Genomic DNA, 12628 nt, shown 5'->3' with positions numbered 1-12628 from the left:
CTGGATCCGAGTTTGAGTTAGCCTGTGATCGCCCGTTCGGTGGCAGGGGTCACAGTGAACCGGTCATCCACTAGCCGCGAGGTTGAGAGCTGACGACGCCGGAGTCGTCGAAAGAGGAGCATGCATGTTTAACCGTCCTGGCCGCGACAGCACTGAGAACGAGACCCGACGCCGGGTGCAGCGTCGAGTGCCCAAACCTGCCGATCTGGCACCGCTGATGCAGTTCAAGAAGTTCGACTTCAATGCTTCCCGACGTCGGCTCTCAGCGGCGCTGACCATCGAGGACCTTCGTAAGATCGCCAAACGGCGTACCCCCAAGGCGGCTTTCGACTACACCGAGGGTGCGGCCGAAGGTGAGTTCTCCCTGGCACGGGCGCGGCAGGCGTTTGAGGATGTGGAGTTCCATCCGGCGATTCTGCGGGATGTCTCAGAGGTGGACACCAGCTGCGAGATCTTCGGCGGGCCCTCATCGCTTCCCTTCGGCATCGCGCCGACAGGATTTACGCGCCTCATGCAGACCGAGGGTGAGATTGCCGGAGCCGGTGCCGCTGGTGCTGCCGGTATCCCCTTCAGCCTCTCCACCTTGGGCACCACGAGTATTGAGGATGTCCGGGACGCCAATCCCCGGGGCCGGAACTTCTTCCAGCTCTATGTGATGAAAGACCGGCAGATCTCCTATGACCTCACTGAACGAGCTGCTGCCGCCGGTTTCGACACTCTGCTTTTCACTGTGGATACTCCGGTGGCGGGTGCGCGGCTTCGGGATAAGCGCAATGGGTTCTCGATTCCGCCGGCGCTGACGCTGAAGACCATCGCCAATGCCATCCCCCGGCCCTGGTGGTGGTACGACTTCCTGACCACCCCGCCCCTGGAGTTCGCTTCGCTGAGCTCCACAGGTGGGACCGTGGGCGAGCTGCTGGATAAGGCCATGGACCCCTCGATCAACTTCGAGGACCTCAAAGTCATCCGGGAACTCTTCCCCGGGAAACTGGTGGTCAAGGGTGTGCAGACTGTGGGGGACGCCAAGAAGTTGGCCGATCTCGGCGTCGACGGCGTTGTGCTCTCCAACCACGGCGGCCGGCAGCTGGACCGGGCGCCAGTGCCCTTCCACCTGCTGCCGGAGGTGGTCCGCGAAGTCGGTCAGGACTTGGAAGTCGCCGTGGACACCGGGATTATGAACGGCGCCGATATTGTGGCTTCCATCGCCATGGGTGCGAAGTTCACCTTCGTCGGCCGGGCCTATCTCTATGGCCTGATGGCCGGTGGTCGCCCGGGCGTTGACCGCATGATCCAGATCCTCACCGACCAGATTGTGCGCACGATGAAACTCCTGGAAGTCCGCACTCTCGATGAGCTCGAACCCAAGCATGTCACCCAGCTGGCAAGGCTGACGCCAAGGCGTCACGACAGTTGAACACCCGTAATTCGTAGAGGCGGTCATCTGATGGAGTGACTCGTTTCCCTGTCAGGCTTGTGTGACTCAGGACACTCGCATACACTTCCCGCGATTCACCACTCTGACCCCAGGTTCACATATACGAACTTGAGTCCTTTGGGCTCAGTGTGGGACCCCGAGCAGCCAGCTGGCTGCCCCGAGTGCTTGCGAGGAGCTGACTGAATGAAGGCTGTACAGCTGCAGGACTACCACCGTATGGAAGTTGTCGAGGTGGCCGATCCCCCGGTCGATTCCGGGGAGGTACTCATCGAGGTAGTGGCCACCGGTATCTGTGGCTCGGACTTCCACGGCTTCACCGGAGAGAACGGTCGGCGGTTCCCCGGCCAGATCATGGGACATGAGTCAGTCGGACGGGTGGCTGCCGTAGGAGACGGCGTCGTCGACGTCAGTATCGGGCAAGTCGTGACCTTCAACCCGGTGGTTGTCCCCGAGGCTGACCTGGAGAAATACCGTGGCCAGGAGCAGATGAGCCCCGGGAAAAAAGTCATCGGTGTGACTCCGGAGATCACCGCCGCATTCGCACAGAAGATCACTGTTCCTGCCCGCAATGTGGTGGCCCTGCCGGAGTCAATGCCTATCGAATTGGGTGCGCTGATCGAACCTCTGGCAGTCGCGGTACATGCTGTACGCCGGGCCCAGGCAGAACCCGGGATGAACGTTCTGGTCCTGGGCGGCGGGCCCATCGGCCAGTCGGTTGTCCTGGCGCTGCAGATGGCGGGAGTGACCAATATTGCGGTCACCGAGATCATGGAGTCACGTCAGCAGCTGATCACCCAGCTGGGAGCCCATGCTGTCAACGCCTCGGCTGAGGATGCCGCCGAGCAGATCATCGAGCACTTCTCCGGCCCCGCGGATCTCGCCATTGACGCTGTGGGCATCGATCCCACCCTGCGACTGGCACTGAGTGCGACCCGGCTGGGGGCCAATATCTGCCTGGTCGGAATGGGCGCCCCCAAGATCAGTCTCGAAGCGTTCAAGATCAGCACCGAAGAACGCAGCCTCATCGGCTCCTTCACCTACACAGCCCAGGACTTCAGTGACGCTGCCGACTGGATGGGCCAAGCACCACCACAGGCAGCCCAACTCATCTCGAGAAAAGTGCCGATGAGTGCAGCCCAGGAGGAGTTCACCCACCTCGCCGAAGGCGGCGACACTCCCGGCAAAGTACTTGTCATGCTCAACGAAGATCAGCAGAACTGAAAAGGATTCCCTCGCTGTGAAACACAAGATTGCACAGGTGCGCGCCTACACCACCCGAGGCAAAGGCGCCGATTACCACGACCAATCCGGCTATCACTGGATCGATGACCATATTGCTACCCCGATGTCGGCCTACCCTGAATTCCGCCAGTCCAGGCAGAGCTTCGGTATCAACGTCCTCGGAACCCTCGTGGTCGAGATTGAGGCCGATGATGGGACAGTCGGCTTCTCGGTCACCACAGCGGGTGAAATCGGCGCATGGATCGTGGAGAAACATCTGGCCCGATTCCTCGAAGGCGCATATGTCACCGACCTCGAGCGCATCTGGGACCAGATGTACCGCTCCACCCTCTTCTACGGTCGGCGTGGAGTAGTTCTGAACACCATTAGTGGAGTGGACCTCGCCCTCTATGACCTCTTGGGAAAGCTCCGAGATGAACCCGTCTACGCGCTGCTCGGCGGGCCAGTGCGCGATGAGTTGACCTTCTATGCCACCGGGGCAAGGCCCGATATCGCTCAGCAGCTGGGTTTCATCGGCGGCAAAATGCCCCTGCAGCACGGACCAGCCGAAGGCGAAGAGGGAATGCGGAAGAACCTCGAGAAACTCGCCGATATGCGAGAACGTGTCGGTGAAGACTTCTGGCTGATGTACGACTGCTGGATGTCACTGGATGTGGACTATTCCGTTCGGCTGGCACACCGGGCAGCCGAGCATGGATTGAGGTGGATGGAAGAGGCTCTGATCCCCGATGACTATTGGGGATACGCCGAACTGAAGCGCCGGGCTCCGGAAGGCATGCTCATCACCACCGGAGAGCACGAGGCAACGCGATGGGGCTTCCGACAGCTGCTGGAGACCGAAGTCGACATCATCCAGCCCGATGTCGGATGGTGCGGGGGTATCACTGAGCTGCTGAAGATCTCCGCCATGGCCGATGCCCACGGCACCATGGTGGTCCCGCACGGATCCTCGGTGTATTCGTACCACTTCGTGGTCACCCGGACCAACAGTCCGTTCTCCGAATTTCTCATGATGCACGAAACCGCAGAAGAGATCGTGCCGATGTTCTCCCCTCTGCTGCTGAACGAACCCGTTCCCGAAAACGGAAAGCTGAAAGTTCCGGACACTCCAGGTTTTGGTGTCGAACTGAACCCCGATGTCGAACGTATCCGCCCCTATAGCCACTGACTTCACCCAAATACTGAAGAAAGGACCACATCCCTATGCGATTCATGCGACTGGGCCCCGTGGGAGAAGAAATCCCTGTTGCCAGCGTCGACGGTCTCTACTACGACCTCCGTCCACTCACCGAGGACATCAATGGAGACTTTCTCAGCGAAGGCTCCGCCGTGGCTGCTGGGCGGGTGGACAATGCCCTGGGCCAGGGCGAGCTTCCACTGCTGGAGAACGCGGACAGGCTCCGAGTCGGCGCACCCATCGCCCGGCCCACCGCAGTGATTTGTATCGGCCAGAACTATGCTGCCCACGCCGCCGAATCCGGATCCCCGCCACCTGAGGTTCCGATTATCTTCTTCAAACATCCCAACACCGTGGTGGGCCCCTACGATGAGGTCGTCATCCCACCAGGGGCTGAGACCGTTGACTGGGAGGTTGAGTTGGGCATCGTCATCGGCAAGCGCGCCCGGTACCTCTCCTCGCCGGATGCAGCAGCAGAGCACATCGCCGGGTATGTGATCAGCAACGACGTTTCCGAACGCAACTATCAGCTCAAACAGTCCGGTGGTCAGTGGTCAAAGGGCAAATGCGCGGAGACCTTCAACCCGGTCGGCCCGGAACTGGTAACCGCCGAGGAAGTTGAGGCCAATAACCTCCGTCTCTTCTCCCGTATCAACGGCGAAAGCCGCCAGGACTCCAACACCTCGGACATGATCTTCTCGGTCCCAGAGGTCGTTCACCACCTATCCCATTACATGGTTCTCGAACCCGGAGACCTCATCAACACCGGAACCCCCCAGGGCGTGGCCATCTCCGGCAAATACGACTACCTCAAACCAGACGATGTCATGGAAATCGGCATCGATGGCCTGGGCCAGCCCCAACGGCAGGAACTGGACGAGGCGGTGGTCCATGGCTGAGCGCATCTGACCACACCTACTAATCCTCATAGTCGAGAGAGGCCCCACGCCGCTCGGCGGGACCACTGCACCCATTTGCAGTGACCACCAGAGCAATGGAGCTCATAATGACTGATCTACTCTGGCTAGCCCTGAGCATTGCCGTCATCATTCTGCTCATAGTCAAGATCAAACTTCACCCCGCCATGTCGTTGATCATCGGCACCATCCTGCTGGGCCTGACCACCCAGGTCCCATTGCCAGAGCTGGCAGAGGCGACCACAGAAGGGTTCGGGGGCCTGATGGCCGGCATCGGCCTCTCCGTGGGCTTCGGTATCATCCTGGGCCAACTCCTCTCGGACTCCGGTGGCGCGAAGGTGATCGCGCGTACGGTGGTTGGACTGACCTCGCAGCGGTTCTCCATGTACGGGCTCGCCGTCGCCGCCTTCCTACTGTCCATTCCGGTCTTCTACGATGTCACCTTCGTCATCCTGGTGCCCTTGGCGATTCCCATCGCCAAGGAAGCCAACAAGCCTCTTCCACTGGCGATAGGTTCCGTGGCCCTGGGCGCAGGTGTGGCACACCCTGGTTCCGCCGACACCGAACCCCCTGGCTGCAGGCTCCATCATGGGTTTCGAAACGGGAACGATGATGCTCGCCGGAGCCCTGACCCTGGGCCATATCAACGACAGTGGTTTCTGGGTTACCGCCAAACTGCCAGGGCTCTCCCTGACCGGCGGGCTGAAAACATACACCTTGGCCCAGTCCATCACCGGGGTCTTTGTGCTGATCCTGGCACTGATCGGTGCCACGCTTCTGCCGATGGGTGCTTAACCTAAGAGCATGGTGAAATCAGCTGAACGTACTTTGGCGCTGCTGGACTACGTCGCCGAAATGGGTCAGGTGCGTTTCCAAGACGTCGTCGCCTTCGGTATACCCAAGGCCAGCGCCCACGGGCTGCTCCAGACCATGGTCGACTCTGGGTGGTTGGAGTACTCAGAAGCAGACCGACGCTACCAACTGGGCCTGCACGCATGGCAGATAGGCAATGCCTATGACGGCCACCGGGGGCTGGTTGAAGCTGCCTCGGATGCGATGGGAATGTTGGTCGCCCGGTTGGGGGAGACTGTTCAGCTGGCCAGGCTCGAAGGGATCGAGAATGTCTATATCGCCATCCGGGAGTCGCCACATCCGATGCGTATGGCCTCTTCAGTCGGTATGCGACTGCACGCCCATGCCACAGGCATTGGAAAGGCATTGCTGAGTACACTCTCCGATGCTGAGGTGGGCCGACGGCTCTCCGCCGTCGCTCTGCCCCGTCTGACTGACAACACAGTCACCGATGTTGATCAGATCCTGCGGATCGTCGACAGAGTGCGTCACCTCGGATTCGCGGTGGATGATGAGGAGTTCATCGCAGGTTGTCGCTGCGTGGCCGTGCCCCTGGTCAGTGAAACCGAAACCGGTGTGGCAGCAGCCCTCAGTGTGACCATGCCATCCCAACGAACGGATGAGTCGTGGCCTCACAGCTTTTACCCGGCGCTGCAAGAGGCGCGGTCAATGATTCGACGTGAGATGGGTCTCTAAAGGGGCACCCGGCCCGGGGTCGCGACCCGGGGCAGGCATACACTGCTGGGGTGGGTGGAGTCGTCCTCGGATTCAGTGTGGTGGCCGTCCTGGCGCTAGTCGGGGTGGCAATTGCTGCATTAGCCCGGGATATGTCCATCACCATCCAAAAAGGCATCACCCCCCTGGTCTACTACGTGACCAACCCCTGCCTGATGGTGGTGGTCGTCTCCACCACCGACGTCAAAGCAGTTGCCGGACTCTACACCCCCTTGGCGCTTGCGGTCGCCCTGCTGACTGCCGCCTGTTTCACCATCTACGCCCTGCTGGCCAGCCGAAAAGCCGAGGATGTCGCAGTAGGTGCGATGGCGTCCTCGTACGCGAATATCGGCAATATCGGTATACCGGTCGCCCTCTACGTGGTCGGCAATACCGAACCTGTGGTCGCCTTCCTCCTGGCCCAGCTGCTAGTCCAGGCCCCGATGTATCTGACCATCTTCGGGCTGATCTCCCGACGCCGCGCCAGCCAGGAACCCGGCGGTTCGCGGGCCAAGATGATCCTGGCCTCGGTTTTCAACCCCACCACTATCGGTGTGCTCATCGGGGCCACAATCTCCCTGGTCGGGATCACCCTGCCCACAGTCATCTGGGATCCACTGGAAATGATCGGTGAGACCTCGATTCCGCTGATGCTGTTGATCTTCGGCATGTCCCTCTACCGTCAGCGTCCCTTCACTAACCGGGACAAACTGCCCGACAGTCTGGTCGCCACCTTCTGCAAAGTCCTCGTGATGCCCGGTATTGCGCTGTTGCTGGGCGGTCTGGTCTTCGGGCTCCAAGGCAGCGACCTCCTGGGCGTGGTGGCCATGGCCGCCCTTCCCACCGCGCAGAACGTTCTGCTGTTCTCCCTGCACTACCGGATGCCGGTGATCGTCCCGCAGGATGTGATCGTCTCCACCTCGGTACTCGCCCTGCCGGTGACCCTGCTAGCCGCCTGGCTGATCGCAGTCTGAGCCCGGGCGCTCTAAGCTAGTGCCCGTGAAGGTTCTAGTCACCGGCGGCGCCGGATATATCGGGTCCGTAGTCACCGACCGTCTGCTGGCTGAAGGGCACACAGTAGAGGTCCTGGACAATCTCACCACTGGCCACCAGGACTCGGTGCTCTCCGGAGCAACCTGGCACCAGGGGGAGATCACCGAAGCCGGGGAAATCCTGGATTCAAGCTTCGACGCCGTCATCCACCTCGCTGCCAAATCCCTGGTCGGAGAATCCGTCACCCACCCCGAGCGCTACTGGCACGGCAATATCGTGGCCACCCTGGGGCTGATCGACGCAATGCGCAGCGCAGGGGTCAGGCGCATGGTTTTCTCCTCCACGGCCGCCGTCTATGGTGAACCCGGGGTAGGCCAGATCACCGAGGACACCCCGGCGATGCCCACTAACCCCTATGGGGCATCCAAACTGGCCATCGACCATATGCTCACCGCTGAGGCTGCTGCCCACGGCATGGCGGCAGTAAGCCTGCGCTACTTCAATGTCGCAGGAGCAAGTGGAAGCCTGCGTGAGCGTCACGACCCCGAAACCCACCTCATCCCGAATCTGCTCAAAGTGGCTCTCGGTGATGCCGGAGAGGCAAAGATCTTCGGTACCGATTACCCCACCCGGGATGGGACCGCCATCCGCGATTACATCCACGTGGTGGACCTCGCAGATGCCCACCTCCGAGCGCTCAAAGCTGCGGAACCGGGCAACCACGCCGTTTACAATCTCGGCACTGGCACGGGTACCACTGTCCGTGAGGTCATCACCGCAGTCCGCGAGGTCACCGGAATCGATATCCCCGCCGTGGAGCATCCCCGCCGCCCCGGAGATCCGGCAGTTCTGGTGGCCTCAGGTCAACGGGCTCTGCAGGAGTTGGGCTGGGCCCCGCAGCGCAGCATCACCGATATGGTGGCTGACGCCTGGGCCGCCCTGCGCTGACAGCCGCGACCGCTAACCTCCGGTAATGTGCATCACATAAGAATGTGAGCCGGGGCCCCGCGGCTCATCAAGTGAGTCATGGGAAGTGAGCCAATAGTGGATGAGCAGCCTCAGCGCAGAAAAGTCGCACGTCGGATCCCGAAACCTCAGGATCTCGCACCGCTGCTGCAGTTCAAGAAATTCGACTTCAACGCTTCCCGTCGGCGCCTCTCGGCGGCTCTGACCATCGAGGACCTCAGGCGAATCGCCAAACGCCGCACCCCTAAGGCCGCCTTCGACTACACGGACGGCGCGGCCGAGGGCGAGGTTTCTTTGGACCGCGCCCGCCAGGCCTTCGAGGATGTGGAGTTCCACCCGGCGATTCTGCGTGATGTCTCCGAGGTGGACACCTCCTGTGAGGTCTTCGGCGGTCCCTCCGCCCTGCCCTTCGGGATCGCCCCCACCGGCTTCACCCGGATGATGCACTCTCTCGGGGAGGTCGCCGGAGCCGGTGCCGCCGGGGCAGCCGGCATCCCCTTCAGTCTCTCCACCCTGGGCACCACCAGCATTGAGGACGTCAAGGCCGCTAATCCCGAGGGGCGGAACTTCTTCCAGCTCTATGTGATGAACGACCGCAGCATCTCCTATGGCTTGACTGAACGGGCGGCAGCCGCCGGATTCGACACCCTGCTGTTCACGGTGGACACCCCCATCGCCGGGGCCCGGCTGCGGGATAGGCGGAATGGTTTCTCGATCCCGCCTGCGTTGACCCTGAAGACCATCGCCAATGCGGTGCCACGCCCCTGGTGGTGGTTCGACTTCTTGACCACAGAACCCTTGGAGTTCGCCTCCTTCCGCTCGACTGATGGTCAGCTCTCCGAGCTCATTGCCAAAGTCTTCGACCCGTCCATCAACTTCGAGGACCTCCACGAAATTCGTGAACTTTTCCCCGGAAAACTCGTGGTCAAGGGTGTGCAGACCGTAGAGGATGCCAAAAAGCTCGCTGACCTCGGTGTCGACGGCATCGTGCTGTCGAATCACGGCGGCCGGCAGCTGGATCGCGCCCCGGTGCCCTTCCACCTGCTGCCGGAGGTGGTCCGGGAACTCGGCGATGACCTCGACATCGCCCTGGACACCGGCATCATGAACGGCGCCGATATCGTCGCCTCCATCGCGATGGGTGCGAAGTTCACCTTCATCGGCAGGGCATATCTCTACGGACTCATGGCTGGAGGACGCGCCGGAGTCGACCGCGCCATCGACATCCTCACCGACCAGATCGTGCGCACCATGAAACTGCTGGAAGTCAGCAGTATTGCCGAACTCGAACCCCGCCACGTCACCCAGCTGCAGCGGCTGGTTCCCCGTGGCCGCTGAGTCCTGAAGTCGCAGCTAACTAAAGGACGACTACAGCCTTCAGGGAGGCGGGTTCCCGGCGGGCCAGGGTCAGGGCGGCCTCAGTCTCCTCCAGGCCGAAGCGATGGGTCAGCACCGGGGCAGTCTGCACCGCGCCAGATCGCAGCAGTTCAAGGGCAGCGGCGTAGCAGTTCCGGTACCGGAAGACACCCTGGACGGTCAGCTCCTTACCCTGCAGGGCCGCAACCTCCAGCGGCAGTTCATCTGAACCCATCCCGATGACGACCGCACGCCCATTGGGACCCAGCGCTCGCATCCCAGAGCGGAACGCCGGGGCGGCACCCGAACACTCCAAGAGCACATCGAAGTTCTGTCCCGAGCCTGACTCATCAGCCCGACGGGTGGCGAAGCCCAGCTCGGCGGCCACCTCAAGCCGGTAGTCGCTGAGATCCGTCAGCGTCACCGAAGAAGCCCCGAAGGCCCGCGCCACCTGGGCAGCGAAGAGCCCCACAGGGCCAGCACCTGTGATCAGCACCGAATCTCCCACACTGACCTGCGCCTTCCGGGCAGCCCAAACACCGACAGCCACCGGCTCCGCCATTGCCGCCTGCTCAGCGCTCAGACCCTCACCGGCAGGATGGGCGAAACCAGCATCCACGGCCACAAAGGTCGCAATCGAACCATCCACCGGGGGAGTGGCGAAGAACCGCATATCCGGGCAGAGGTTATACCGCCCGGCCAGGCACTGGGCACAGCTCTTACACGGCACCCCCGGCTCCAAGGCCACCAATTCCCCCACCCGAGCTGGGTCGACGTTCTCGCCGGTTGCCACCACAGTCCCGGCCGACTCATGACCGATCACCATCGGCTCACGCAGCACGAAATCCCCGATCCTGCCGTGCTCGTAATAGTGCACATCCGAACCACAGATGCCCACCGCACCAATGGCCACCACGACCTGCCCGGGGCCAGGTTGCGGCACCTCCCGGTCCTCAATGACAACAACACCGGGTTCGCGCAGCACCGCGCAGCGGTTCACAGCCGCGGCCAGATCAACACCTTGATTCATACCGGCGATCCTACCGGGCTCCACTGCGCCGGTGATCTGCTTCACTCTGCCCCCGCTGGAGGCGGCAGTTACCCCCAATTCATGGGAACATGAGGGACAGCACTGACCACACGCCATCAGGCCTGCGAACTGTCGAAAACGGAAGGGATTCATGCCGGGTTCACTGCATATCCTCACCCTGGTCAAATGGGTGCCCGACGCCCAACTGGAACGCACCATCGGCGAGGACCGCCGCGTGGAGCGCACCGAGGGTGTCCTGGGAGAACTGGACGAATACCCCATCGAGGCGGCCCTGCAGATCCGTGAAGCCCTGGAGAAGTCAGCCCCGGAGACCACAGTCCGCGTCACCGCGCTGATCATGGGGCCCGACGGTGCCTCCACCGCCCTGAAAAAGGCTCTGCAGATCGGTGCCGATGAGGGTTTCCACCTCGACGACGAGCAACTGGCCGCAGCCGATATCTACGCGACCTCCGCCGCACTCGCCGGGGCCATCACTCATATCCACAAGAATCACGACGCCGACTCCCAACTGCTGGTGCTGACCGGTATGGCCAGTGAGGACGGCGAATCCGGTGCGGTCCCCGCCCAGCTGGCACAGCGGCTGGGCGGACTGGCCGCCCTCACCCAGGCGACAAGCCTCACCGTCGAAAGTGACCGCGTCGTCGTCGACCGGGTCTCGGGCAATACCCGGCAGAAGGTCGCCGCTGGCCTACCGGCAGTGGTCTCGGTGACCGATCAGGCCAATGAGCCCCGGTACCCGAACTTCAAAGCGATCATGAAGGCCCGGAAGAAACCGGTGACCACCCTGAGCCTGGCCGACCTCGGGCTGACTGCCATCGCCGTGCAGTCGAAGATCTCCCTGATCGCCGCAGAACCCCGCCCTGAGCGGGAGGCAGGCCAGATCATCCACGACGACGGCACCGCCGGCACCCAGCTGGCTGACTACCTGGAAAAGGAGGGTCTGCTGTGACCTCGGTACTTATCGTCTTCGACCGTGTCGACGAACAGCTCACCGGCGCCCAGGCCGAACTGCTGGCCCATGGCACAGCCCTGGGCAGCGAGGTCGTCATCGTCACCGGTCAACTGCCCGCCAACGGTGCCGAACCGCTGGCCGTCAGCGGCATCACCGGTGTGCTCACCGGCGAGACACCAATCCACGCCCCGGACCCCGCCCTGGCAGAGCTGGTCCAGACCGCCGCCGGGGAACTGCAGGCTGACCTCATCCTGGGACCTGACACCCCGGATACCGTCGACGCGCTGGCCCGGGCTGCAGCAGCCCTGGACACCGGACTCATCACCGGGGCAACTGGGGTGACCGGCTCCGGTGCGGCCACCAAGACCGTGTTGGCCGGCACCTGGCGGACTACCGCCCAGCTCAGTGAGGGCTCCCCACTGATCGCCACCCTGAAGTCCAATACGACCTCCGCCGACCTGCCTGCAGTAGCCCAGGCCCCCGAGGTGGTGGAGCTGCCGGTCAGTGCCTCTGGGCTGGTCGAGATTCTGGAGACCACCGAGGTGCCCAGCACCGGCCGGCCTGCACTGACCGAGGCCAGCACTGTGGTGGCCGCAGGCCGCGGTGTCGACGGCGACCTCAGCTTGGTCGAGGAACTCGCCGATGAGCTCGGTGCGGCACTGGGGGCCTCCCGTGAGGTGACCGATGCCGGCTGGATGGATCACTCCGCGCAGATCGGCCAGACCGGTGTTACGGTCTCCCCGCAGCTCTACATCTCGGTGGGCATCTCCGGGGCCGTGCAGCAGAAGGCGGGCATGCAGACCTCGGAGCGGATCGTGGCGATCAATAAGGATGAGGACGCCCCGGTCTTTGAGATTACCGACTTCGGCGTGGTGGGCGACCTCAACCATGTGCTCCCGCAACTGATCAGCGAAATCCGCAAGCGCCGGTAGCTGAGGCCTCCTGGCGGTCCGGGCTGTCACAGCTCGCAAAC

At 62.5% G+C, this 12628-nt stretch carries 12 protein-coding genes and 1 pseudogene; 12 read left to right on the top strand and 1 reads right to left on the bottom strand.

The window, feature by feature from the left end:
- Positions 1-124: 124 nt before the first annotated feature.
- From HGQ17_RS11975 to HGQ17_RS11930, 10 genes and pseudogenes are all read left to right on the top strand, one after another.
- Positions 125-1414 (top strand): alpha-hydroxy acid oxidase, encoded by a 1290-nt coding sequence (locus HGQ17_RS11975; protein WP_168888179.1) that lies wholly within the window; start codon positions 125-127, stop codon positions 1412-1414.
- A 204-nt stretch (positions 1415-1618) separates the two neighbouring features.
- On the top strand, positions 1619-2656 hold the full coding sequence (locus HGQ17_RS11970; RefSeq protein ID WP_168888178.1) for a zinc-dependent alcohol dehydrogenase: 1038 nt from the start codon (positions 1619-1621) through the stop codon (positions 2654-2656).
- A gap of 16 nt (positions 2657-2672) precedes the next feature.
- A complete protein-coding gene (gene rhmD, locus HGQ17_RS11965; RefSeq protein WP_168888177.1) occupies positions 2673-3845 on the top strand; it encodes an L-rhamnonate dehydratase in 1173 nt (390 codons plus the stop codon).
- Positions 3846-3880: 35 nt separating this feature from the next.
- Complete coding sequence (locus HGQ17_RS11960) at positions 3881-4753, top strand: fumarylacetoacetate hydrolase family protein (protein ID WP_168888176.1); 873 nt, start codon at positions 3881-3883, stop codon at positions 4751-4753.
- A gap of 95 nt (positions 4754-4848) precedes the next feature.
- Positions 4849-5244, top strand: a pseudogene (locus HGQ17_RS15925) (GntT/GntP/DsdX family permease); the annotation flags it as partial.
- A gap of 61 nt (positions 5245-5305) precedes the next feature.
- Entirely contained in the window at positions 5306-5566 is a 261-nt protein-coding gene (locus HGQ17_RS11950; RefSeq protein WP_168888175.1) for a GntT/GntP/DsdX family permease, read from the top strand.
- A 9-nt stretch (positions 5567-5575) separates the two neighbouring features.
- The gene (locus HGQ17_RS11945) at positions 5576-6319 is read left to right on the top strand and encodes an IclR family transcriptional regulator (RefSeq protein ID WP_168888174.1); all 744 of its coding nucleotides are present in this window, start codon (positions 5576-5578) and stop codon (positions 6317-6319) included.
- A 50-nt stretch (positions 6320-6369) separates the two neighbouring features.
- Positions 6370-7311: an AEC family transporter gene (locus HGQ17_RS11940; protein WP_168888173.1), complete on the top strand. Its 942-nt coding sequence runs from the start codon at positions 6370-6372 to the stop codon at positions 7309-7311.
- Between the two features lie 25 nt (positions 7312-7336).
- Positions 7337-8278, top strand: coding sequence for a UDP-glucose 4-epimerase GalE (gene galE, locus HGQ17_RS11935; protein ID WP_168888172.1), 942 nt, complete (start codon positions 7337-7339; stop codon positions 8276-8278).
- A gap of 96 nt (positions 8279-8374) precedes the next feature.
- A complete protein-coding gene (locus HGQ17_RS11930; protein WP_324615276.1) occupies positions 8375-9634 on the top strand; it encodes an alpha-hydroxy acid oxidase in 1260 nt (419 codons plus the stop codon).
- A 19-nt stretch (positions 9635-9653) separates the two neighbouring features.
- Here the strand turns inward: HGQ17_RS11930 and HGQ17_RS11925 are convergent, their stop codons facing one another.
- A complete protein-coding gene (locus HGQ17_RS11925) occupies positions 9654-10682 on the bottom strand; it encodes an NAD(P)-dependent alcohol dehydrogenase (protein ID WP_168888170.1) in 1029 nt (342 codons plus the stop codon).
- Positions 10683-10833: 151 nt separating this feature from the next.
- Here HGQ17_RS11925 and HGQ17_RS11920 point away from each other — a divergent pair, with 151 nt between their 5' ends.
- Entirely contained in the window at positions 10834-11652 is an 819-nt protein-coding gene (locus tag HGQ17_RS11920) for an electron transfer flavoprotein subunit beta/FixA family protein (RefSeq protein WP_211090641.1), read from the top strand.
- Positions 11649-12587 (top strand): electron transfer flavoprotein subunit alpha/FixB family protein, encoded by a 939-nt coding sequence (locus HGQ17_RS15745; RefSeq protein ID WP_168888169.1) that lies wholly within the window; start codon positions 11649-11651, stop codon positions 12585-12587. The genes HGQ17_RS11920 and HGQ17_RS15745 overlap by 4 nt, the downstream gene beginning before the upstream one ends.
- Positions 12588-12628 lie beyond the last annotated feature (41 nt).

The sequence above is a fragment of the Nesterenkonia sedimenti genome (genome assembly GCF_012641515.1).
GTDB lineage: Bacteria > Actinomycetota > Actinomycetes > Actinomycetales > Micrococcaceae > Nesterenkonia > Nesterenkonia sedimenti.
The sequence above is the reverse complement of the archived record's forward strand: the minus strand, read 5'-3'. Positions and strand labels throughout refer to the sequence as shown.

What these genes read in the sequence shown, in the direction of transcription:
- HGQ17_RS11975 (WP_168888179.1), top strand. Translation starts at nt 125, where the DNA reads ATGTTTAACCGTCCTGGCCGCGACAGCACTGAGAACGAGACCCGACGC.
- HGQ17_RS11970 (WP_168888178.1), top strand. Translation starts at nt 1,619, where the DNA reads ATGAAGGCTGTACAGCTGCAGGACTACCACCGTATGGAAGTTGTCGAG.
- HGQ17_RS11960 (WP_168888176.1), top strand. Translation starts at nt 3,881, where the DNA reads ATGCGATTCATGCGACTGGGCCCCGTGGGAGAAGAAATCCCTGTTGCC.
- HGQ17_RS11945 (WP_168888174.1), top strand. Translation starts at nt 5,576, where the DNA reads ATGGTGAAATCAGCTGAACGTACTTTGGCGCTGCTGGACTACGTCGCC.
- HGQ17_RS11925 (WP_168888170.1), bottom strand. Translation starts at nt 10,682, where the DNA reads ATGAATCAAGGTGTTGATCTGGCCGCGGCTGTGAACCGCTGCGCGGTG.
- HGQ17_RS11920 (WP_211090641.1), top strand. Translation starts at nt 10,834, where the DNA reads ATGCCGGGTTCACTGCATATCCTCACCCTGGTCAAATGGGTGCCCGAC.